Here is a 22,005-nt window from a genome sequence, read left to right on the forward strand (position 1 = left end):
TCCGTGATAGGCTGGAGGTCCACAGTCATACGAGGGGTTTGAAATGCGCCTTGCCTTTGCTGCTGCCGCCCTGCTGCTTCAGGGCTGTATGGATACTCCCGCTGCGACCACCGCGATTCCGGCCTCGGCCGAGCGGTTGACGCTTGCAGTGGGCGAGACGAAACATCTTGACGCTTACCGCGCCGATGATTGCGGTGGGGCGGCACCAAGCTGGGCCAGCGTGCAGGCGCGGCTGCCGGCATCGTCCATCGTCAGCTATTCCGATGGTGGGGAAAGCAGCCGCGACAGCCGCAGCTGCGGGCGGAACGTGGCGACGCGCGCGGTCAACGCGACCGGCGTGGCGGCAGGGACCGAGGTTCACACCTATTCCGACACGATCGCGATCACGGTGCAGTGATGAAGGTCCCCAAGAACATCGTCTGCCTATGGTTCGACAACGATGCCGAGGAGGCCGCGAACTTCTACGTCTCGGTTTTCCCGGACAGCCGGATGGACGCGCTGACCCATGCGCCCGCCGATTACCCGTCGGGCAAGAAAGGGGATGTGCTGACGGTGTTCTTCACCGTCGCGGGCATCCCCTGCATGGGGTTGAATGGCGGGCCGGTGTTCAAGGCCGACGAGTCGTTCTCGTTCCAGATCGCAACCGAGGATCAGGAGGAGACCGACCGCCTGTGGAACGCCATCGTCGGAAATGGCGGGCGGGAAAGCGAATGCGGTTGGTGCAAGGATCGCTGGGGCATCTCGTGGCAGATCACGCCGCGCACCTTGACCGAGGCGATGCTGGCCGGCGGGGACGAGGCCCGCCGCGCCTTTGCGGCCATGATGACCATGAAGAAGATCGACGTGGCGGCGATCGACGCCGCCCGCCGAGGGTGATCAGACGACGCGTTCGACCATCATCTTCTTGATCTCGGCGATGGCCTTCGCCGGGTTCAGGCCCTTGGGGCAGGTCTTGGCGCAGTTCATGATCGTATGGCAGCGATACAGCTTGAAGGGGTCCTCAAGCTCGTCCAGACGCTCGCCCGTCGCCTCGTCGCGCGAATCGATGATCCAGCGATAGGCGTGCAGCAATGCCGCCGGTCCCAGATAACGGTCCGAGTTCCACCAATAGCTGGGGCAGGAGGTGGAGCATGACGCGCACATCACGCATTCATACAGACCGTCCAGCTTTTTGCGGTCGTCGATGGACTGACGCCATTCCTTGGCGGGACGGTTCGTTTTGGTTTCCAGCCAGGGCATGATGGATGCGTGCTGGGCATAGAAATGGGTCAGGTCCGGGATCAGGTCCTTGATGACTTCCATGTGGGGCAGCGGATAGATCTTCACGTCGCCCTTGATCTCGTCCAGACCATAGATGCAGGCCAGCGTGTTGATCCCGTCGATGTTCATCGCACAGGAGCCACAGATGCCTTCGCGGCAGGAGCGGCGGAAGGTCAGGGTCGGATCGACCTCGTTCTTGATCTTGATCAGCGCGTCCAGAACCATCGGACCGCATTTGTCCATATCAAGGAAATAGGTGTCCACACGCGGGTTCTGGCCGTCATCCGGGCTCCAGCGATAGATCTGGAACTTGCGGATGTTCTTGCCCTCCGGCTTCGGCCAGGTTTTCCCGGTGCGGATCTTCGAGTTCTTTGGCAAGGTAAGCTGAACCATGATCATCCCCTCCAGTCAGGGCGGTCGTAAAGCGGGCGGGAAGGCATCTCGCCGCCGGATTTCTGGTAGACGCAGGCGTTGTAGACAGCCGCCGGGTCGCGTCCCATGAAGTAGTCGGACGAGGCCGAAACCTCGAGATCGGTATAGGTGCCGAGGGTGCCGGTGCCGATGGCGATATGCCCACGCGGGCGTTCGGCAAGCTCGGCCCGGCGCAGGCAGGCGCGCTCCGCATCCTCCAGCGGGATCGGCCCGCAGGCCGCCAGCAGCAGAAGGGGAGCGAGCCAGCGCATCAGTAGGTGACCCCGCCAAGCATCGGCAGCCCCTGCGAGGACAGGCACTGCATCGTGCCGGGGCGCAGGGCGATGTTCGCCACGGTCTGAACGGTGGTGGTGCCCGCCCGCGTGCCGATGTCGCGCGCCAGCGTCGAGATTTCCCCGGCGCTGGCGTTGTTCAGCACACAGTCGGTGGCCAGCTGCGCCGGACCCGAGGGCATGTATTGCGACACCACCGGCAGCACGACCGACCGCGCCGAGCGCCGCGCGACATTGTCGGCGACCTGGGCGCAACCGGCCAGCAGCAGGAGGGGCAGCACCCACCGCATCAGTAGACCCGCGCTTTCGGCGCGATCTTCTTCAGATCGATCCCGCCGTCTTCGTATTTGGTCAGCGGGTCCAGATGCACCGGACGGGTGGTCAGCGTGACATCGGCCCCATCCACCAGCGCAAGGCTGTGGACGCGCCAGTTCTCGTCATCGCGGTTCGGGTAATCCTCGTGCGCGTGGGCGCCGCGGGATTCCTTACGCGCTTCGGCGGCGACCACGGTGGCCAGCGCGTTGGGCATCAGGTTCCCGAGTTCCAGCGTTTCCATCAGGTCCGAGTTCCAGGTCAGGCTGCGGTCGGAAACCTTCAGATCGCCCATCTTGCCCGCGATGACCTTCATCTTCTCGACGCCTTCGGCCAGCGTCTTGTCGGTGCGGAACACGGCGGCGTCGGCCTGCATGGTGCGCTGCATCTCCAGCCGCAGTTCGGCGGTCGGGATGCGGCCATCGGCATAGCGGACGGCATCGAACCGCGCGAAGATCGCATCGACGGCGGGTTTGTTGACCGGATCGTTGCGCAGCTTGGGATCGACGACTTCCGCCGCCTTGATTGCCGCCGCGCGTCCGAACACCACGAGGTCGATCAGCGAGTTCGAACCCAGACGGTTCGCGCCATGCACGGAGGCACAGCCAGCCTCGCCCACGGCCATCAGGCCGGGGAAGATCGCGTCGGGGTTGCCGGGCGTGGGGTTCAGAACCTCGCCCCAGTAGTTCGTGGGGATGCCGCCCATGTTGTAATGGACGGTCGGCAGCACCGGAATCGGCTCCTTGGTCAGATCGACACCAGCGAAGATGCGGGCCGATTCGGAAATCCCCGGCAGACGTTCATGCAGCGTTTCCGGCGGCAGGTGGTTCAGGTGCAGGTGGATGTGATCCTTGTGCTCGCCCACGCCGCGGCCTTCGCGGATCTCCATCGTCATGCAGCGCGAAACCACGTCGCGCGACGCCAGATCCTTATAGGTCGGGGCGTAGCGTTCCATGAACCGCTCGCCTTCGGAGTTGGTCAGGTAGCCGCCTTCGCCGCGTGCGCCCTCGGTGATCAGGCAGCCCGAGCCATAGATGCCGGTCGGGTGGAATTGCACGAACTCCATGTCCTGAAGCGGCAGGCCCGCGCGTGCGACCATCCCGCCGCCGTCGCCGGTGCAGGTATGGGCCGAGGTCGCGCTGAAATAGGCGCGGCCATAGCCGCCCGTCGCCAGCACCACCATCTTGGCGTTGAAGACGTGCATCGTGCCATCGTCGAGCTTCCACGCCACCACGCCGGTGCAGCGACCGTCGGTGATGATCAGGTCCAGCGCGAAGTATTCGATGTAGAACTCGGCCTTGTTCTTCAGCGACTGGCCATACAGCGTGTGCAGGATCGCGTGGCCGGTCCGGTCGGCGGCGGCGCAGGTGCGCTGCACCGGGGGGCCTTCGCCGAATTCGGTGGTGTGGCCGCCGAAGGGACGCTGGTAGATCTTGCCTTCTTCGGTCCGGCTGAACGGAACGCCGTAATGTTCCAGCTCGTAAACCGCCTTGGGGGCCTCGCGCGCCAGGTATTCCATCGCGTCGGTGTCGCCCAGCCAGTCCGACCCCTTGACGGTGTCATACATGTGCCACTGCCAGTTGTCGGGGCCCATGTTGGACAGCGAGGCCGCGATGCCGCCCTGTGCCGCGACGGTGTGGCTGCGGGTCGGGAAGACCTTGGTCACGCAGGCCGTGCGCAGGCCCTGTTCCGCCATGCCCAGCGTCGCGCGAAGCCCGGCGCCGCCGGCCCCAACCACCACGACGTCATAGTCATGCGTCTCGTAATCGTAAGCTGCCATTTGACTTTCCTTAGAGCGCGAGCTTGACCAGCGCGAACAGGCCGACCGCGATGCAGGTGTAGCTGAAGGCCGTCACGGCCACGATCGCCGCCTTGCGGGTGTAACCCTTGGCGTAATCCTCGATCATGATCTGCGCGCCGTTCTTGAAGTGGACGAGGCCCACGATCAGCGTCAGCGCCGCCACGATGGCCGGGAAGGGGCGCGAATAATAGTCCAGCACATCCTCGTAATCCGATCCGAGGATCGAGCCGAAGGTGAACATGAATGCCGGGATCAGAAAGACCAGAACCGCCGAGGAGACCTGCATCTGCCAGTGGTGATGGGCCCCGCTATGGGCAGAGCCGAGGCCGGTCGCGCGTTTGTAATCGGTCAGGTAACGCATCGCAGCCTCCTTAAACCAGGATCAGGGTGATGAGGGTCAGGACGACAGACCCGATCAGGCAGGCAAGGCCCAGCTTTTCGGCCACCGGCACTTCCAGCCCGCGGCCCGAGTCGAAATACAGGTGCCGCAGGCCCGCCAGCAGGTGATACCACATGCCCAGCACCGACAGCGCCAGAACCAGATCGCCGAACCACGACGTCACGAAGGCATCCGCGGTTTCGAACGCATCTTCGCCCGTCGCTGCCGCGATCAGCCACCACACGATCAGAATCACGGCCACGAACATCGCGTTCCCCGTGATCCGCGTCAGGATCGAGGTGAGCGAGGTCAGCTGCGGGCGATAGATCTGCAAATGGGGGGAAAGGGGCCGTTGAACCCGTTTCACTTCAGCCATGATCTTGTCCTTCATCTCGCTTGCGCACCCGCATGGGGTGGCGGGCTGGCCGGTTTTGCTGCCCCTGTCATAGACGATCCTGCGGCGGAGTCACGCGTCGCTGCACGTCATTTCAGCGTCATATGCATGAAAAATGGCATTCGTGATCACATTTTTCAGGCGTGTGATCACGAAATCCGTCAGTGTTCGCCCAGCTTCGTCTCGGGGGTGTAGATGCCGGGGACCTCCTTGGTCACGGCCTGTCCGCAGCGCGTCACGCCCTTGGCCGCATCGAAGGAATAGGTCGGGCTGCCATAGAGTTCCCAGCCCTTGTTCAGCGCGGCGGTGACCTTGTGGCAGAAGGCGGCGGTGTCGTCCTCGGTCAGCAGTCGGTAGAGTTTCATCCGTAGGTTCCCAGAAATGGATTGTGGCCCAGCAAGATGTGGACCCCCGCGATGACGGCGTAAAGGGCCAGCGTTCCGACAAGGTTCATCGCATCGCCCTTCGCGCCCCGACCGGCGGCGGGCCGGTTCCACGGGGTGCGGTTGATGATCGCCATTTCCACGAGAGCCCAGAACCCGATGCCGCCGAACAGCACCAGCGAGGCGAGATCGCCGTTCACCAGCAGATGCGCGACGGACCAGATCACGGTCCCCCACAGCATCGGGTGCCGCATCCGGGTATAGAGCGTGCCCTTGGTGCCGCCGACGCCGAACAGGAACACCGACACCAGCATCAACAGGTTGTTCAGATGCCCGATTCCCGGCAGTGGCGACCAGACCGGAACGAAATCCGCCCCGCGATAGCCGAGCACCATAAGCAGCACCGACAGCGCCAGAATCCCCGCGACCGCCCCGCGCGACAGGCGTGCCCTGACCCCCGGTGCCAGCCGTTTCAGCAGATGCGCGCCCCACCACAGAACGACGCCGAGGATGAGAAGGAACATGGCTTGCCTTTCAGCTTGCTAGATCGCGGCGATCGCCTCTGCCAAGGCAAGGGTGCGCCTTGCGGTGATGATATGCAGGTTTTCGACGATCCGACCATCCACAACCGCAACCGCCTGCCCAAGACGCAAGGCTGCCTCGTGCGCGTCGATCTGGCGGCGGGCAAGGTCCACATCCTCGGGGCGGGGGGCGAAGACCTCGTTCGCGGTGTCGATCTGGACGGGGTGGATCAGGCTTTTGCCGTCAAAGCCCATGTCGCGGCCCTGAAGGCATTCGGCCTTCAGCGCATCCAGATCGCGGAAGGTGATGTGGACGCCGTCGATGATCGCCAGACCATTCGCCCGCGCCGCCAGAACGCACAGGCCAAGGCTGGTCAGAAGCGGCCCGCGCCCCGGCACGTCGCGGGCATGAAGCTCGCGCATCAGATCGTTCGACCCGATCACCATCCCGGTCAGGCGCGGATGCGCCGCGATCGCGGCGGCGTTCAGCACGCCCCGCGCCGTCTCCATCATCGCCCAGACGGGATGGCGCGTCTGCACGTCCAGATGCAGCGGCGCATCCACCTTCGGCACCAGAATCGCATCCACATCCACCGCGTCGAAATGCGGCGCATCCTCGGGGGCGGAGATGCGGACGATCCTTGCGCGGTGGCCGTGATCGCCCTTCAGCGCCTGCAGCAGCATCTCGCGCGCCTCGGCCTTGCGGTCCGGGGCAACGGCATCCTCCAGATCGAAGATGATCGCATCGCAGGGCAGGGTGGCCGCCTTTTCCAGCGCCCGTTCGTTCGAGGCGGGGATGTAAAGAACCGAGCGCAGGGGTCGTTCCATCGTCTTCTCCTATGCCAGTGCCTGCCAGATCAGGCGGAGCGAAATCAGCAGCAGCCCCCATGTCACCAAGAGGAAGAACAGCCGTTCGGGGATGATCTTGACCAGCCAGACGCCGAGGAAGACCGCCGCAACCGCAGGAAGCGCCAGCCACGCGCTGACGGCAAGGTTTTCCGCCGAGAGCTGGCCAAGGAACCAGTAGGGAATCAGTTTGATCCCGTTCACATAGGCGAAGATGATCGTCGAGGTTCCCGCGAACACTGCCTTGGGCATTCGCAGCGGCATGGCATAGACCTGATAGGGCGGGGCGCCCGCATGGCTGATGAAGCTGGTGAACCCGGTCAGCGCGCCCCAGAACAGGCCGGGGGCGGTCCGGGCGTGCCGCGCCTCGCCCAAGGCCGGGCGCAGCAGGCGGTTCAGTGCGAAGATCGCGCCGATCAGGCCGATCAGCAGCGTCACCAGCCACTCCGGAACCAGATGCGCCGTCAGACCGCCGAAGGCCACGCCCGCAGTCGCCCCGATGCAGATCAGCAGGATCACGCGGCGGTCGTAATTCTTGCGATAGGCATAGAGGCCGAACATGTCCGACACGCAGAAGATCGGCAAAAGCAGCCCCGCCGCCGTCACCGGGGAAATCGCCAGGGACAGTATCGGCACGCCCAGCACACCCAACGCCGGCAGGCCGCCCTTCGACAGTCCGACGCAAAGCGATGCGGTCACCGCCAGAATCCAGAATGTCATGCCGTCCATCATGCCCTCGTTATGTGCGGTGCGCCGTCGGGATACAACCGCGCGCCGATGTGAGCGCGAACATCGCAGCTTGACGCTTGCGCCCTCCGGATCAAGGGGCTAGCCCTACCTGCGTCAATTGCCAAACGGATTTGGGAGATACTCCATGGCCAGACCCAAGATTGCACTGATCGGCGCCGGCCAGATCGGCGGCACGCTCGCCCATCTTGCCGCGATCAAGGAACTCGGCGACGTGATCCTGTTCGACATCGCCGAAGGCACCCCGCAGGGCAAGGCGCTGGATATCGCCCAGTCCGGCCCGTCCGAAGGCTTCGACGCCGTGATGAAGGGCGCCAACAGCTATGAGGACGTCGCGGGCGCAGATGTCTGCATCGTGACCGCCGGCGTTCCGCGCAAGCCGGGCATGTCGCGCGACGACCTGCTGGGCATCAACCTCAAGGTCATGAAATCGGTGGGCGAGGGCATCAAGGCGCACGCGCCGAACGCTTTCGTCATCTGCATCACCAACCCGCTGGACGCGATGGTCTGGGCGCTGCGCGAGTTTTCGGGCCTGCCGCACAACAAGGTCGTCGGCATGGCCGGCGTGCTGGATTCGGCGCGCTTCCGTCACTTCCTGTCGCTGGAATTCAACGTGTCGATGCGCGACGTGACGGCCTTCGTTCTGGGCGGCCACGGCGACACGATGGTCCCGCTGACCCGTTATTCGACCGTCGGTGGCATCCCGCTGCCGGATCTGGTGAGCATGGGCTGGACCACCCAAGAGAAACTGGATGCCATCGTTCAGCGCACCCGTGACGGCGGCGCGGAGATCGTCGGCCTGCTGAAGACCGGCTCGGCCTTCTATGCGCCCGCGACCTCGGCGATCGAGATGGCGGAAGCCTACCTGAAAGACCAGAAGCGTCTGCTGCCCTGCGCCGCCTATGTCGATGGCAAGCTGGGTCTGAACGGGATGTATGTCGGCGTGCCGACCATCATCGGCAAGGACGGGATCGAGCGGATCGTCGACATCAAGCTGAACGCGGACGAGCAGACCATGTTCGACAAGTCGGTCGATGCGGTGAAGGGTCTGGTCGCGGCCTGCAAGGGCATCGACCCCACGCTGGCCTGATTTCACGGCCATAGGATTCGGAACGGGCGCGGCGCGAGTCGCGCCCGTTTTGTTTGCAGATGCAGCATTCGATGCCGCAGCGCAAAGGGTTGTGATCACGGCTTTTCAAGGTGTGATCACAAAAGTCGGTTTTCTGCGGAATGCCGCGCATTTCACTCAGATTTCGTTTCACCGTGCCTATGTTCCGTGTCATCCACAGCCCAAATCACCAGCATGGGACATTGCCATGAACATCCACGAATATCAGGCCAAGGCGCTTCTGCGCAGCTATGGCGCGCCGGTTTCGGACGGCCGGGTCGTGCTGAAGGCCGATGAGGCCAAGACCGCTGCCGGCGAACTGGACGGCCCGCTTTGGGTCGTGAAGTCGCAGATCCACGCAGGTGGCCGCGGCAAGGGCAAGTTCAAGGAAGCCGAAGCTGGCGAAAAGGGCGGTGTCCGCCTTGCCAAGTCGGTCGAAGAGGCCGAGACGCTGGCCAAGCAGATGCTGGGCCGCACGCTGGTCACGCACCAGACCGGCCCCGCCGGCAAACAGGTGAACCGCATCTATATCGAAGCGGGTTCGGATATCGAGCGCGAGCTGTATCTGGCGCTGCTGGTCGATCGTCAGACGTCCCGCGTGTCGTTCGTCGCCTCGACCGAAGGCGGCATGGACATCGAGGAAGTCGCGGCCCACACCCCCGAGAAGATCGTCAGCTTCTCGGTCGATCCGGCTTCGGGACTGTCGGACTTCCACGGCCGCAAGGTCGCCTTCGCGCTGGGCCTGAAAGGTGCACAGCAGAAGCAATGCGTGGCGCTGGTCAAGCTGCTCTATAAAGCCTTCATCGAGAAGGATATGGAGATGCTGGAGATCAACCCGCTGATCGTGACGCCGGAAGGCCAGATCAAGGTTCTGGACGCGAAAGTGTCCTTCGACGGCAACGCCATCTATCGTCATCCCGACGTCGCCGCCCTGCGCGACGAGACCGAGGAAGACCCGAAGGAACTGGCCGCGTCGAAGTTCGACCTGAACTACATCGCGCTGGACGGCGAGATCGGCTGCATGGTCAACGGCGCGGGTCTCGCGATGGCCACCATGGACATCATCAAGCTGTATGGTGCCGAACCCGCGAACTTCCTCGACGTCGGCGGTGGCGCCACGAAAGAGAAGGTGACCGAGGCGTTCAAGATCATCACGTCCGACCCGAACGTCAAAGGCATCCTCGTGAACATCTTCGGCGGCATCATGCGCTGCGACGTGATCGCCGAGGGCGTTCTGGCCGCGGTGCGTGAAGTGGGCCTGAAGGTTCCGCTGGTCGTCCGTCTTGAAGGCACGAACGTCGAACTGGGCAAAGAGATCATCCGGAACTCGGGCCTCGACGTCATCGCTGCGGACGACCTGAAAGACGGCGCCCAGAAAATTGTCAAAGCGGTGAAGGGATAATCCATGGCCGTCCTCGTCAACGAAAACACCAAGGTCATCTGCCAGGGCATCACCGGCTCGCAGGGGACGTTCCACACCGAACAGGCCATCGCCTATGGCACGCAGATGGTCGGCGGCGTGACTCCGGGCAAAGGCGGGCAGGAGCATCTGGGCCTGCCGGTCTTCGACAGCGTGCATGACGCCGTCGCGAAAACCGGCGCGAATGCTTCGGTCATCTATGTTCCGCCGCCCTTCGCTGCGGATTCGATCCTTGAAGCGATCGACGCGGATATCGAGCTGATCATCTGCATCACCGAAGGCATTCCGGTGCTGGACATGATGAAGGTGAAGCGCGCGCTGCTGAACTCGAACTCGCGCCTGATCGGGCCGAACTGCCCGGGCGTCATCACGCCCGGCGCGTGCAAGATCGGCATCATGCCGGGCCACATCCACAAACGTGGCTCCATCGGTGTTGTCTCGCGGTCCGGCACGCTTACCTATGAGGCCGTGAAACAGACGTCCGACCTCGGCCTCGGCCAATCCTCGGCGGTTGGTATCGGCGGCGACCCGATCAAGGGGACCGAGCACCTCGAAGTGCTCGACATGTTCCTGTCGGATCCGGAAACCGAAGCCATGATCATGATCGGCGAAATCGGTGGTTCCGCCGAAGAGGAAGCCGCGCAGTTCCTGGCAGACCAGCGCCAGAAGGGCCGCTGGAAACCGACGGCAGGCTTCATCGCCGGACGCACGGCTCCTCCGGGCCGCCGCATGGGCCACGCAGGCGCGATCGTCGCCGGCGGCAAGGGCGATGCGGAATCCAAAATCAACGCGATGAAAGAGGCCGGCATTATCGTCGCCGACAGCCCGGCCCATCTGGGCGAGGCGGTGATGAAAGCCCTCGGTCGCGCATAAACCCAATCGCGCCGCCCTGTTTCCGGGGCGGCGCATCCACATGTCAGGTGCAGCCATGACGGAACAAAGCCCCAACAAGCAATTTCAAGCCTCCTCCTTCATGGATGGGGCCAACGCCGATTACATCGACCAGCTTCAGGCGCGACACGCAGCCGATCCCAGCAGCGTCGATGCCCAATGGGCCGAGTTCTTCGCCGCACTTGGCGAATCCGACCAGGATGCAAAGCGCGCCGCCGAAGGCCCCAGCTGGGCCCGGACCGACTGGCCGCCGATGCCGGTCGATGACCTGACGGCCGCGCTGACCGGCGAATGGCCGGTTGCCGCGCCTGCCAAGGACGCCAAGGCCGCTGGCAACAAGATCGCAGCAAAGGCCTCCGAGGCCGGGATCTCCATCTCTGACGCGCAGGTGCAGCGCGCGGTGCTGGATTCGATCCGCGCGATCATGCTGATCCGCGCCTACCGCATCCGTGGCCATCTGGCCGCCGATCTTGACCCGCTCGGGATGCGCGACATCTCGAACCACCCTGAGCTGGACCCGAAATCCTATGGCTTCACCGAGGCCGATTACGACCGTCCGATCTTCATCGACAACGTGCTGGGCCTGCAGGTCGCGTCGATCCGCCAGATCCTCGATCTGGTCAAGCGCACCTATTGCGGCACTTTCGCGCTGCAATACATGCACATCTCGGACCCCGAACAGTCGGCATGGCTGAAGGAGCGGATCGAGGGATATGGCAAGGAGATCGCCTTTACCCGCGAAGGTCGCCGCGCCATCCTGAACAAGCTGGTCGAGGCCGAGGGCTTCGAGAAGTTCCTGCATGTGAAATACATGGGGACCAAACGCTTCGGTCTGGACGGGGGCGAGAGCCTCATCCCGGCGATGGAGCAGATCATCAAGCGCGGCGGTCAGCTGGGCGTGCAGGACATCGTCATCGGCATGCCGCACCGCGGCCGTCTGTCGGTGCTGGCCAACGTGATGCAGAAGCCGTATCGCGCGATCTTCAACGAGTTTCAGGGCGGCAGCTTCAAACCCGATGACGTCGATGGTTCGGGCGATGTGAAGTATCACCTCGGCGCGTCCTCGGACCGCTCGTTCGACGGCAACACCGTCCACCTGTCGCTGACCGCGAACCCCTCGCACCTCGAAGCCGTGAATCCGGTCGTTCTGGGCAAGGTCCGCGCGAAGCAGGATCAGCTGCACGATCAGGAAACGCGGGGCGCGGTTCTGCCGATCCTGCTGCACGGCGATGCCGCCTTTGCGGGGCAGGGCGTCGTGGCGGAATGCTTCCAGCTTTCGGGCATCCGCGGCCACCGCACCGGCGGGACGATGCATATCGTGGTGAACAACCAGATCGGGTTCACCACCGCGCCGTCCTTCAGCCGCACCTCGCCCTATTGCACCGACATTGCGTTGATGGTCGAAGCGCCGATCTTCCACGTCAACGGTGACGATCCCGAGGCCGTGGTCCATGCCGCGCGCGTCGCGATCGAATACCGCCAGAAGTTCCACAAGGACGTGGTTCTGGACATCATCTGCTATCGCCGCTTCGGTCACAACGAGGGCGACGAGCCCATGTTCACGAACCCGGCGATGTATCAGAAGATCCGCAAGCAGAAGACCACGCTTCAGCTTTACACGGAACGTCTGGTCAAGGACGGCCTGATCCCCGAGGGCGAGATCGAGGACATGAAGGCCGCGTTCCAGTCGCGCCTGAACGAGGAGTTCGAGGCCGGCAAGGACTTCAAGCCGAACAAGGCCGACTGGCTGGACGGGCGTTGGAAGCACCTCAACCGCGAGGGTGAGGAATATCAGGCAGGCGCGACGGCGATTTCGGCGGAAACGCTGGCCGAGGTCGGCGCCGCGCTGACCCGTGCGCCCGAAGGGTTCGAGCTGCACAAGACCGTGGCGCGTCTTTTGGACGGCAAGAAGAAGATGTTCGAAACCGGCACCGGCTTCGACTGGGCGACTGCCGAGGCGCTGGCCTTCGGCTCGCTGGCAACCGAAGGCTATCCGGTCCGTCTGTCGGGTCAGGATTGCACACGCGGCACCTTCTCGCAGCGCCATTCGGGTCTGGTCGATCAGAACACCGAGGAACGCTACTATCCGCTGAACCACATCCGCGACGGCCAGTCGCGGTATGAGGTGATCGATTCGATGCTGTCGGAATATGCGGTTCTGGGCTTCGAATACGGCTATTCTCTGGCCGAGCCGAATGCGCTGACGCTGTGGGAAGCCCAGTTCGGCGATTTCGCCAACGGCGCGCAGATCATGTTCGACCAGTTCATCAACTCGGGCGAAAGCAAATGGCTGCGGATGTCGGGTCTGACCATGCTGCTGCCGCACGGGTATGAAGGGCAGGGGCCGGAGCATTCCTCGGCACGTCTGGAACGTTTCCTGCAGATGTCGGCGAACGACAACTGGATCGTTGCGAACGTCTCGACCCCGGCGAACTACTTCCACATCCTGCGCCGCCAGATGCACCGGACCTTCCGCAAGCCGCTGGTGCTGATGACGCCGAAATCGCTGCTGCGCCATCCGATGTGTATCTCGGACACGGCGGACTTCACCGACGGCTCGACCTTCCACCGCGTCCTGTGGGACGATGCGGAAAAGGGGCATTCGGATCTGAAGCTGCGCCCCGATGCGGACATCAAGCGCGTCGTGATCTGTTCGGGCAAGGTCTATTACGACCTGCTGGCCGAACGTGACAAGCGCGGTCTGGACGACGTGTATCTGCTGCGTCTGGAACAGTTCTATCCCTTCCCGGCGCTGACGCTGGTGCGCGAACTTGGCCGCTTCAAGGACGCCGAGATCGTGTGGTGCCAGGAAGAGCCGAAGAACCAGGGCGGCTGGACCTTCGTCGAGCCGAACATCGAATGGGTGCTGACCCGCATCGGCGCGAAACATTCGCGCGCGGTTTATGCGGGCCGGGCGGCTTCGGCCTCGCCGGCGACGGGTCTGGCCTCGCGCCACAAGGCCGAACAGGAAGCGCTGATCAACGACGCCTTGAGCATCGGAGGATAAGATGACCGAAGTCCGTGTGCCCACCCTTGGCGAAAGCGTGTCCGAAGCGACCGTCGCCACATGGTTCAAGAAGGTAGGCGATCACGTCGAAGTCGACGAAATGCTGTGCGAGCTGGAGACCGACAAGGTCACGGTCGAGGTTCCGGCCCCCGCCGCCGGCACCCTGACCGAGATCGTCGCCCCCGAGGGCGAGACGATCGGCGCAGGCGCGCTGCTGGCACAGATCGGCGAAGGCGGGGCCAAGCCCGCCGCCCCCGCACCGAAAAAGGAAGAGCCGGCCAAGACCGGCGCAGGAGAGAGCAAGATGGTCGATGTGATGGTCCCCGCCCTGGGCGAGAGCGTCTCGGAGGCGACGGTCGCCACCTGGTTCAAGAAGCCCGGTGATGCCGTGGCGCAGGACGAGATGCTGTGTGAATTGGAAACCGACAAGGTTTCGGTCGAGGTTCCGTCGCCCGCAGCGGGCGTTCTGGGCGAGATCATCGCCAAGGAAGGCGACACGGTCCCGGCAGGTGCGAAACTGGCCGTGATCTCGACCGACGGATCGGTCGTGGCGGCTGCGCCGAAGGCCGAAGCGCCCAAGGAAGCTGCGCCTGCCCCGGCGGGCAAGGACGTGGAAGACGCGCCTTCGGCTAAGAAGGCCCTGGCCGAGGCTGGCCTGTCGCGTGATGCCGTCCAAGGCTCGGGCCGCGACGGGCGCATCATGAAGGAAGACGTGCTGGCGGCGATGAACGCGCCGAAGGCAGCGCCGGCTGCTGCTGCCGCGCCGCGCGCGCCGGTTGCTGCCGATGATGCGTCGCGCGAGGAGCGGGTCAAGATGACCCGTCTGCGCCAGACCATCGCCCGCCGCCTGAAAGAGGCGCAGAACACTGCAGCCATGCTGACCACCTATAACGAGGTGGACATGTCGGGCATCATGGCCCTGCGCAACGAATACAAGGACGTGTTCGAAAAGAAGCACAAGGTGAAGCTGGGCTTCATGTCCTTCTTCGTGAAGGCCTGCTGCCACGCGCTGAAAGAGGTCCCGGACGTCAACGCCGAGATCGACGGCACCGACGTAATCTACAAGAACTACGTCCATATGGGCGTGGCCGTCGGCACGCCGAATGGTCTGGTGGTTCCGGTCGTGCGCGATGCCGACCAACTGGGCTTCGCCGCGATCGAGAAGAAGATCGCGGAACTGGGCGCACGCGGCCGTGACGGCAAACTGTCGATGGCGGAGATGCAGGGCGGTTCGTTCACCATCTCGAACGGCGGCGTCTATGGCTCGTTGATGTCCTCGCCGATCCTGAACCCGCCGCAATCGGGTATTCTGGGGATGCACAAGATCCAGGAGCGTCCGGTCGTGGTGAACGGTCAGATCGTCATCCGTCCGATGATGTATCTGGCACTCTCCTATGACCACCGGATCGTTGACGGCAAGGGCGCGGTTACCTTCCTCGTCCGCGTCAAAGAGGCGCTGGAAGATCCCCGTCGCCTGCTGATGGACCTGTAAGCACCGGGTTCACGTTGATCCCGCGGGGCGCGGCAGTCGCGCCCTGCAAACGGGAGGATACGCCATGCAGCTTCTGATCCAGATCGATACGTCCGACTATGCCGGTTGGAAATCGGCATGGGATGCCGATGCCGAAGATCGCGCAAATTCCGGCCTGACCCAGATGCAGATATGGAAGGGCGAGGGCGGAAAGGCCTTTGTGCTTCTGGATGTGCATAATGCGAAGGGCGCAAAGGACTGGCTGGCGAAGGAACAGGCCTTCGGCGGCGTCATGACCCCGCATTTTCTGGAAACGGCATGACCGAGATCACCGTCCTGTGCCTTTCGGCGCTGCTGAACGTCGCGGCCATCGGGCTGGCGGGCGCTTCGGCAAACAAGGACACGGGTGTGGATTACAACCTCTCCCCCCGTGACCGCGAGCCGGGATATTCGGTCATGACGGGGCGGTTGCGGCGGGCGCAGGCGAACCATGCCGAGAACCTGTTCCTCTATGCCGTCGCCGTTCTGGCCGTCTGGGCCAGCGGATCGCAGGGGGTCATCACGGCCACCTGCGCCTGGGTCTATCTGGCGGCGCGCGTCGCCTATATCCCCGCCTATGCTTACGGTTGGACGCCCTGGCGTTCGATCATCTTCATGTTCGGGTTCGTCGCAACCATCGTCATGGTGCTGACGGCCCTTTTCTGACCAAGGAGTCTGACGAATGGCAAGCTTTGATGTGATCGTGATCGGCGGCGGGCCGGGGGGCTATGTCTGCGCCATCCATTGCGCGCAGCTTGGCCTGAAGGTCGCCTGCGTCGAGGGTCGCGAGACGCTGGGCGGCACCTGCCTGAACGTCGGCTGCATCCCGTCCAAGGCGCTGCTGAACTCGACCCACCACCTGCACGAGGTTCACGAGAATTTCGAGAAGATGGGCCTGATGGGCGCGAACCCGACGGTCGATTGGTCGAAGATGAAGGCCTATAAACAGGACGTCGTGGACGGCAACACCAAGGGCATCGAGTTCCTGTTCAAGAAGAACAAGGTGACTTGGCTGAAGGGCTGGGGCTCGATCCCCGAAGCCGGCAAGGTCAAGGTCGGTGATGAGGTCCACGAGGCCAAGAACATCGTCATCGCTTCGGGTTCCGTTCCCGCCAGCCTGCCGGGTGTCGAAGTGGACGAGAAGATCGTCGTCACCTCGACCGGGGCGCTGGCGCTGGACAAGATCCCGGAAACGATGGTCGTGATCGGCGCGGGCGTGATCGGGCTGGAAATGGGCTCGGTCTATAGCCGTCTGGGTGCGAAGGTGACGGTGGTCGAATACCTTGACGCGATCACCCCGGGCATGGATGCCGAGGTTGCCAAGAGCTTCCAGAAGATCCTGTCGAAACAGGGCTTCGATTTCATCCTTGGGGCCGCCGTTTCGGGTGTGAAGGTCGATGGCGGCAAGGCCACCGTCACCTACAAGCTGAAGAAGGGCGACAAGGAAGAAACCGTGACCGCCGACACGGTTCTGGTCGCCACGGGCCGCAAGCCCTTCGTGTACGGTCTGGGGCTGGAGGCGCTGGGCGTCGAGATGGAACAGCGCGGCCAGATCAAGACCGACGCGCATTTCCAGACCAGCGTGAAGGGCGTCTATGCCATCGGCGACGCGATCGTCGGCCCGATGCTGGCCCACAAGGCCGAGGACGAGGGCATGGCCGTGGCCGAAATCCTTGCCGGGAAACATGGCCATGTGAACTATGACGTCATCCCCGGCGTCATCTACACCACGCCCGAGGTTGCTTCGGTCGGCAAGACCGAAGAGCAGCTGAAGGCCGAGGGTCGCGCCTACAAGGTCGGGAAGTTCCCCTTCATGGGCAACGCGCGCGCCAAGGCGATCTTCCAGGCCGAGGGCTTCGTGAAGCTGATCGCGGACAAGGCGACGGACCGCATCCTTGGCTGCCACATCATCGGGCCGGGCGCGGGCGATCTGATCCACGAAGTTTGCGTCGCGATGGAATTCGGTGCTTCGGCGCAGGATCTGGCGCTGACCTGCCACGCGCACCCGACCTATTCCGAGGCCGTGCGCGAGGCTGCGCTCGCCTGCGGCACCGGCGCCATTCACGCGTGATTGCCGAAACTTGCGGGCATCCCTAAGGTGCCCGCATGACTTCGACCGTCGAACTCCCCGTCTGGCTGCTGGTGCTCGTGCTGGCTTTTGCCGCGATTGCGGCGCTGGACAGGGTGCTCGTGCCTTCGGCCCGTTGGTATCTGCGGCGGCGGATGGAACGGGTGGTGGCGCGGCTGAACAAGCGGCTTGAGCGTCCGATCCAGCCATTCAAGCTGATGCGCCGTCAGGACATGATCCTGCGGCTGGTCCATGACCCCGCCGTTTCCGCCGCCATCGCCGATCATGCGCATGAAGAAGGCGGGCGCGAGGATGTGGCGTTCGAAAAGGCCCGGTCCTATGCGCGGGAGATCGTTCCCAGCTTTTCCGCCACCGTTTATTTCGGCTTCGCGATCCGGTTTGCGCGGCGGCTGACGCAATCCTTCTACAAGGTCCGCATCGCCCCTCATGCGCCGGGGCGCGAGGTGGTGGACCGCGATTCCACCGTCATCTTCATCATGAACCACCGCAGCAACATGGATTATGTGCTGGTGACGTGGTTGGTCGCGGACCGTTCGGCCCTGTCCTATGCGGTGGGGGAATGGGCGCGGGTCTGGCCGCTGTCGCGTCTGATCCGGGCGATGGGCGCGTATTTCATCCGGCGCGGGTCGCGCAACCAGCTGTATCGGCGGGTGCTGGCGCGCTATGTGCAGATGTCGGCGCAGGCAGGGGTGACGCAGGCCTTCTTTCCCGAAGGCGGGCTGTCGCTGGACGGGCGGGTGCAGGTGCCGAAGGTCGGGCTGCTCAGCTATATCGTGCAGGATTTCGATGCCATCGGGCGGGACGTGGTCTTCGTTCCCGTCGGCATTGCCTATGACCGCGTGCTGGAGGACCGGGTGCTGGTCGAGGCGGCGGCGAAGGGCGAGCGGAAGTTCCGCGCCGGGGTGTTGTCGATCTGCGGCTTCGTGCTGCGCATGTTCTGGCGGCTGGTTCGGGGGCGTTTTCCGGGCTTCGGTTCGGCGGCGGTTGCGTTCGGGGCGCCGATATCCTTGCGGGCATGGATCGCGGGCAACGGGGCGCGGCCCGAGGCGCTGGCGGGCCATCTGATGGAGCATGTGGGCGCGGCCGTGCCGATCCTGCCCGTGCCGCTGGTGGCGGCTGCCGCGCCGGGCGTGGCGCGGGCCGAGGTGCCGGCGGCGGTGGCGGCGATGACCGCCCGGCTGGAGGCGGCAGGCGCGGTCCTGATGCTGGAGGGCGATCCGGTGGCCGAGGGTCTGCGCGCGCTGGAGAAACGCGGGATACTGGAGGAGCGGGATGGCATCATGCAGCCCGTTTCCGGCAAGGAGGCGCTGCTGGCCTTTTACGCCAGCGGGGTGTCGCAGCGCCTTGGATAGCGCCCCCGCTGCGTCTATGGTCGCGGCATGAACGCTCCTGCCCTCATCACATTTTCCGACGATCAGGCCGAGGCCTGGGACCGCCTTTCCCAGCAGCTTTCCGGCATGGGCGTGGATATGGAGGATGGCAACCATACCCCCGCGGTCGAAGGCAAATCGACCGTGCTGGCGGTGATCGGCAAGGCGGGGTCGGGCAAGACGATGCTGCTGGCCAGCCTGACGAAATCGCTGCGCGATGCGGGGGTGGAGATCGTCTCGGGCGATTACGAAAGCAAGAAGAAGAAAGAACGGCGCACGCTGGCGATCCTGGCGCCGACGAACAAGGCGGCCTCGGTCTTGCGGCTGCGCGGGGTTCCGGCGACGACGATCCACCGCATCCTTTACACCCCCGTCTATGACCCGCAATACGAGGTGCTGGCCGAATGGCTGGCAGGCACCGGCAAGCGGCCCGTCGATGTCGAGGGGATGACCGATGCCGCGCTGGACCGGGCGAAGGCGTTCTATGATTCCGTGCCGTCCATCCCCGGCGCTTTGGCGGCGGCGGGCTTGCGCGGCTCGGATTTCATCCGCGGCTGGAAACGGCGGGAGGAGCCGCTGGACGTCGGCTTCGTGGACGAATCCTCGATGCTGGACGAGCGGCAGTTCGACGACCTGCGCGAGATTTTCCCGACGTTGGTGCTGTTCGGCGATCCGGCGCAGCTTGCGCCTGTGGGCCAGTCCGGCCAGATGGTCTTCGACCGGCTGGGAGAGCCGAGGAAGCTGATCCTGAACCGCATTCACCGCCAGACCGAGGACAACCCGATCCTCGATCTGGCGCATGCGTTGGCGGACCCGGACCTGAGCTTCCACGATTTCGAGCGGATGGTGGAACGTGCGGCGGCACGGGACGACCGCGTGGTGATGGCACAGCGGGTGGATTGCGATCTGATGGCGCGATCGCCGGTGCTGGTCTGGCGCAACGCAACGCGCATCCGGCTGATCCAGGCGTTCCGTGCGGCGAATGGTGCGCCCGAGGATGCGCTGCTGCCCGGAGAGCCGCTGATCTGCGACGGGATCGAACTGCCGCTGAAGCACCGCAAGAAACGCATCGACCTTGAGGCGCGGGGGCTGATCAAAGGCGCGCAGGTGATCTATCTGGGGCCCGGCACGCGCGATGGGTTTGCGCGCCTGCACGTTGTGGGGGCGGAAGACCCGCAAATCTCGGCCGCCAGCATCATCAAGATCGAAAAGCCGGACGAGGAAGAACCGTTCATCCCCGCCGCCGCACGAATGGGCGCAGCCTTCCTGCACGGCGCGGCGGTCACGATCCACAAGGCCCAAGGCAGCCAATGGGAACGGGTGCAGGTCTTTGCGCCCGACATGTATGCCGCGGCGCAGGCGGGGCGGATGGAGGCAGGCGTGCCCTTGTGGAAGCGCCTTGCCTATGTTGCCATCACGCGGGCGGAGCGGCAGCTTCTTTGGGTGGTCCGCAACCGGCTGGGCCGTCCGCAGGTGCCGCTGGGCGTGGACGACCTGCCCAAAGCCGCGCCGCGCCTGACCCTGAAACAAGAGGAACCACAATGATCTGCGTCTTCGTCCAGTTCCGCTGCACCCCCGGCAAGACCTATGAGGTGGCCGACGCGATCTATGACCGCGAGATCGTTTCGGAGCTTTTCTCGACCTCGGGCGAATGGGACCTGATCGCCAAGGTCTATATCCCCGATGGCGAGGATGTGGGCCACTACCTTGCGCGGGAATTGTTCGACATCGAAGGCATCAGCCGCACGCTGACGACGATGACCTTCAAGGCGTTCTAGAGCCAGGCGTCGCGATTCGTGCCCACGGCATCGGCGACATTGGCGAACCCGTCGCGGGCCAGCGCCACGTCCAGCCCCTGCGCGATCTCTGCCGCCAGCGACAGCCCGCCATAGACCAGCGCGGAATAAAGCTGCACCGCGCTCGCCCCGGCCCGGATCTTGGCATAGGCGTCTTCGGCGCTGGAAATGCCGCCCACGCCGACCAGCGGGATGCGCCCGTCCGTCAGTTGCGACAGGCGCGCCAGAACGCGGGTCGATTTTTCGAACAGCGGCTTGCCCGACAGCCCGCCCGCCTGATCCTTCTGCGGATCGGACAGCCCTTCGCGCGACAGGGTGGTGTTGGTGGCGATGATCGCGTCCAGCCCCGACGCCAGCGCGACCTCTGCCACCTCGGCCAACTCGTCATCCGAAAGGTCGGGCGCGATCTTCAGGAAGACCGGGATCGGGCGTTCCAGACCGGCGCGAACCTCCATCACCCCGGCCAGAAGCGCGGTCAGCGCGGCGCGGCCCTGCAGGTCGCGCAGGCGTTCGGTGTTGGGGGACGACACGTTGACGGTGGCGAAATCCACATGCGGGCCGCAGCAGGCCAGCACGGCGGCGAAATCGGCGGCGCGGTCGGCGCTGTCCTTGTTCGCGCCAAGGTTCAGGCCCACCGGCACATCGCCGCGCGGGCGCATGGCAAGGCGGGCGCAGATGGCGCTGGCACCTTCGTTGTTGAAGCCGAAACGGTTGATGACGGCGCGGTCCTGTTTCAGCCGGAACAGGCGCGGCTTGGGATTGCCCGGCTGCGGGCGCGGAGTCGCGGCCCCCACCTCCAGAAAGCCGAAGCCGGATTGCAGCAGCGCGGGCAGGGCGGTGGCGTTCTTGTCGAAGCCCGCCGCCAGCCCGACCGGATTCGTCAGCGCGATCCCGGCCAGCGTGGTCGCAAGGCGGGTCCCCGTCATCGGCCCGCCATGCAGCGGCACGAAGCCGCTGTTCAGCGCGGTCAGCGAAAGATGGTGCGCCCGCTCCGGGTCGATCCGGTGCAGAAGGCCAAGTCCGATACGCTCGGTCAGTTTCAAATCACGCCCTCGGGGAAGATATGGCCGGCGGCGCCAAGGGGCAGCGATTTGTCCCAGACAACATCGGCCATGCGCAGCGGGCGGTAAAGATGCGGGAACAGCGCGCCCCCGCGCGACGGCTCCCACCGCAGGTCGGGGCCAAGCGCGGCATCGTCCAGCGCGACCAGCACCAGATCGCTTTGATCAGCGAAATGCTTGGCGGCGGTTTCGGCGACCTGCGCGGCGGTGGAGATGTGGATGTATCCGTCGGCAAGATCGACAGGCGCACCGTCGGTTTCACCGGCATCGCGGAACGCTTCCCATTCGGGGCGGCGGAAGATCTTGTAGATCAGCATGGTATCTCATGCACCCTGCGGGGGTTCCGGTCAATGGGGGCTTTGACATGGGACGGGCGGGACCGCAAAGTCATGGATGTGACATGAAA

25 protein-coding genes are annotated in these 22,005 nt (G+C 64.4%); 13 read left to right on the plus strand and 12 right to left on the minus strand.

Going from position 1 to position 22,005, the window contains the following annotated elements:
* The first annotated feature begins 43 nt into the window (after nucleotides 1–43).
* Nucleotides 44–397, plus strand: coding sequence for a hypothetical protein (locus tag E2K76_RS06840; protein WP_136683536.1), 354 nt, complete (start codon nucleotides 44–46; stop codon nucleotides 395–397).
* Entirely contained in the window at nucleotides 397–876 is a 480-nt protein-coding gene (locus E2K76_RS06845) for a VOC family protein (protein WP_136683537.1), read from the plus strand. The genes E2K76_RS06840 and E2K76_RS06845 overlap by 1 nt, the downstream gene beginning before the upstream one ends.
* Here E2K76_RS06845 and E2K76_RS06850 read toward each other — a convergent pair whose 3' ends face one another.
* From E2K76_RS06850 to E2K76_RS06895, 10 genes are all read right to left on the minus strand, one after another.
* Entirely contained in the window at nucleotides 877–1,653 is a 777-nt protein-coding gene (locus tag E2K76_RS06850) for a succinate dehydrogenase iron-sulfur subunit (RefSeq protein ID WP_136683538.1), read from the minus strand.
* A 2-nt stretch (nucleotides 1,654–1,655) separates the two neighbouring features.
* Nucleotides 1,656–1,943, minus strand: a complete 288-nt coding sequence (locus E2K76_RS06855; protein WP_136683539.1) for a hypothetical protein — start codon at nucleotides 1,941–1,943, stop codon at nucleotides 1,656–1,658.
* Entirely contained in the window at nucleotides 1,943–2,254 is a 312-nt protein-coding gene (locus E2K76_RS06860) for a hypothetical protein (RefSeq protein ID WP_136683540.1), read from the minus strand. Before E2K76_RS06860 ends, E2K76_RS06855 begins: the two co-directional genes overlap by 1 nt.
* The gene (sdhA, locus tag E2K76_RS06865) at nucleotides 2,254–4,056 is read right to left on the minus strand and encodes a succinate dehydrogenase flavoprotein subunit (RefSeq protein ID WP_136683541.1); all 1,803 of its coding nucleotides are present in this window, start codon (nucleotides 4,054–4,056) and stop codon (nucleotides 2,254–2,256) included. Before sdhA ends, E2K76_RS06860 begins: the two co-directional genes overlap by 1 nt.
* Before the next feature lie 10 nt (nucleotides 4,057–4,066).
* Complete coding sequence (sdhD, locus tag E2K76_RS06870) at nucleotides 4,067–4,438, minus strand: succinate dehydrogenase, hydrophobic membrane anchor protein (RefSeq protein ID WP_136683542.1); 372 nt, start codon at nucleotides 4,436–4,438, stop codon at nucleotides 4,067–4,069.
* A 10-nt stretch (nucleotides 4,439–4,448) separates the two neighbouring features.
* Nucleotides 4,449–4,832: a succinate dehydrogenase, cytochrome b556 subunit gene (sdhC, locus tag E2K76_RS06875; RefSeq protein ID WP_136683543.1), complete on the minus strand. Its 384-nt coding sequence runs from the start codon at nucleotides 4,830–4,832 to the stop codon at nucleotides 4,449–4,451.
* Nucleotides 4,833–5,011: 179 nt separating this feature from the next.
* The gene (locus E2K76_RS06880) at nucleotides 5,012–5,215 is read right to left on the minus strand and encodes a DUF1737 domain-containing protein (RefSeq protein WP_136683544.1); all 204 of its coding nucleotides are present in this window, start codon (nucleotides 5,213–5,215) and stop codon (nucleotides 5,012–5,014) included.
* A complete protein-coding gene (locus E2K76_RS06885; protein ID WP_136683545.1) occupies nucleotides 5,212–5,757 on the minus strand; it encodes an NnrU family protein in 546 nt (181 codons plus the stop codon). Before E2K76_RS06885 ends, E2K76_RS06880 begins: the two co-directional genes overlap by 4 nt.
* 18 nt (nucleotides 5,758–5,775) lie before the next feature.
* Nucleotides 5,776–6,582 (minus strand): HpcH/HpaI aldolase/citrate lyase family protein, encoded by an 807-nt coding sequence (locus tag E2K76_RS06890; RefSeq protein ID WP_136683546.1) that lies wholly within the window; start codon nucleotides 6,580–6,582, stop codon nucleotides 5,776–5,778.
* A 9-nt stretch (nucleotides 6,583–6,591) separates the two neighbouring features.
* Nucleotides 6,592–7,329 carry a sulfite exporter TauE/SafE family protein gene (locus tag E2K76_RS06895; RefSeq protein ID WP_136683547.1) on the minus strand — a complete coding sequence of 246 codons (738 nt, stop codon included), beginning with the start codon at nucleotides 7,327–7,329 and terminating at the stop codon, nucleotides 6,592–6,594.
* Nucleotides 7,330–7,474: 145 nt separating this feature from the next.
* Between E2K76_RS06895 and mdh the strand changes: the two genes are divergently transcribed.
* From mdh to E2K76_RS06950, 11 genes are all read left to right on the plus strand, one after another.
* On the plus strand, nucleotides 7,475–8,437 hold the full coding sequence (mdh, locus tag E2K76_RS06900; protein ID WP_136683548.1) for a malate dehydrogenase: 963 nt from the start codon (nucleotides 7,475–7,477) through the stop codon (nucleotides 8,435–8,437).
* Between the two features lie 226 nt (nucleotides 8,438–8,663).
* Nucleotides 8,664–9,857 (plus strand): ADP-forming succinate--CoA ligase subunit beta, encoded by a 1,194-nt coding sequence (gene sucC, locus E2K76_RS06905; protein ID WP_136683549.1) that lies wholly within the window; start codon nucleotides 8,664–8,666, stop codon nucleotides 9,855–9,857.
* Nucleotides 9,858–9,860: 3 nt separating this feature from the next.
* The gene (gene sucD / locus E2K76_RS06910) at nucleotides 9,861–10,748 is read left to right on the plus strand and encodes a succinate--CoA ligase subunit alpha (protein ID WP_136683550.1); all 888 of its coding nucleotides are present in this window, start codon (nucleotides 9,861–9,863) and stop codon (nucleotides 10,746–10,748) included.
* 55 nt (nucleotides 10,749–10,803) lie between these two features.
* Entirely contained in the window at nucleotides 10,804–13,773 is a 2,970-nt protein-coding gene (locus tag E2K76_RS06915) for a 2-oxoglutarate dehydrogenase E1 component (RefSeq protein WP_169053227.1), read from the plus strand.
* A gap of 1 nt (nucleotide 13,774) precedes the next feature.
* A complete protein-coding gene (odhB, locus tag E2K76_RS06920) occupies nucleotides 13,775–15,265 on the plus strand; it encodes a 2-oxoglutarate dehydrogenase complex dihydrolipoyllysine-residue succinyltransferase (RefSeq protein WP_136683552.1) in 1,491 nt (496 codons plus the stop codon).
* 64 nt (nucleotides 15,266–15,329) lie between these two features.
* Nucleotides 15,330–15,566, plus strand: coding sequence for a hypothetical protein (locus E2K76_RS06925; protein WP_136683553.1), 237 nt, complete (start codon nucleotides 15,330–15,332; stop codon nucleotides 15,564–15,566).
* Nucleotides 15,563–15,949, plus strand: coding sequence for an MAPEG family protein (locus E2K76_RS06930; protein WP_136683554.1), 387 nt, complete (start codon nucleotides 15,563–15,565; stop codon nucleotides 15,947–15,949). The genes E2K76_RS06925 and E2K76_RS06930 overlap by 4 nt, the downstream gene beginning before the upstream one ends.
* A gap of 16 nt (nucleotides 15,950–15,965) precedes the next feature.
* The gene (gene lpdA / locus E2K76_RS06935; protein WP_136683555.1) at nucleotides 15,966–17,354 is read left to right on the plus strand and encodes a dihydrolipoyl dehydrogenase; all 1,389 of its coding nucleotides are present in this window, start codon (nucleotides 15,966–15,968) and stop codon (nucleotides 17,352–17,354) included.
* Nucleotides 17,355–17,389: 35 nt separating this feature from the next.
* The gene (locus tag E2K76_RS06940; RefSeq protein ID WP_136683556.1) at nucleotides 17,390–18,724 is read left to right on the plus strand and encodes a 1-acyl-sn-glycerol-3-phosphate acyltransferase; all 1,335 of its coding nucleotides are present in this window, start codon (nucleotides 17,390–17,392) and stop codon (nucleotides 18,722–18,724) included.
* A 27-nt stretch (nucleotides 18,725–18,751) separates the two neighbouring features.
* Nucleotides 18,752–20,287, plus strand: coding sequence for an ATP-dependent DNA helicase (locus E2K76_RS06945; RefSeq protein ID WP_136683557.1), 1,536 nt, complete (start codon nucleotides 18,752–18,754; stop codon nucleotides 20,285–20,287).
* The gene (locus tag E2K76_RS06950; protein ID WP_136683558.1) at nucleotides 20,284–20,520 is read left to right on the plus strand and encodes an Lrp/AsnC family transcriptional regulator; all 237 of its coding nucleotides are present in this window, start codon (nucleotides 20,284–20,286) and stop codon (nucleotides 20,518–20,520) included. Before E2K76_RS06945 ends, E2K76_RS06950 begins: the two co-directional genes overlap by 4 nt.
* On the opposite strand, the gene E2K76_RS06955 is transcribed toward E2K76_RS06950, so the two are convergent.
* Nucleotides 20,517–21,581, minus strand: coding sequence for a quinone-dependent dihydroorotate dehydrogenase (locus tag E2K76_RS06955; protein ID WP_136683559.1), 1,065 nt, complete (start codon nucleotides 21,579–21,581; stop codon nucleotides 20,517–20,519). The genes E2K76_RS06950 and E2K76_RS06955 overlap by 4 nt on opposite strands.
* Complete coding sequence (locus E2K76_RS06960; protein ID WP_136683560.1) at nucleotides 21,578–21,916, minus strand: DUF952 domain-containing protein; 339 nt, start codon at nucleotides 21,914–21,916, stop codon at nucleotides 21,578–21,580. The genes E2K76_RS06955 and E2K76_RS06960 overlap by 4 nt, the downstream gene beginning before the upstream one ends.
* Between the last annotated feature and the right edge of the window lie 89 nt (nucleotides 21,917–22,005).

Origin of the sequence: Falsirhodobacter xinxiangensis (assembly GCF_004959935.1) — a bacterium.
Lineage (GTDB): Bacteria > Pseudomonadota > Alphaproteobacteria > Rhodobacterales > Rhodobacteraceae > Falsirhodobacter > Falsirhodobacter xinxiangensis.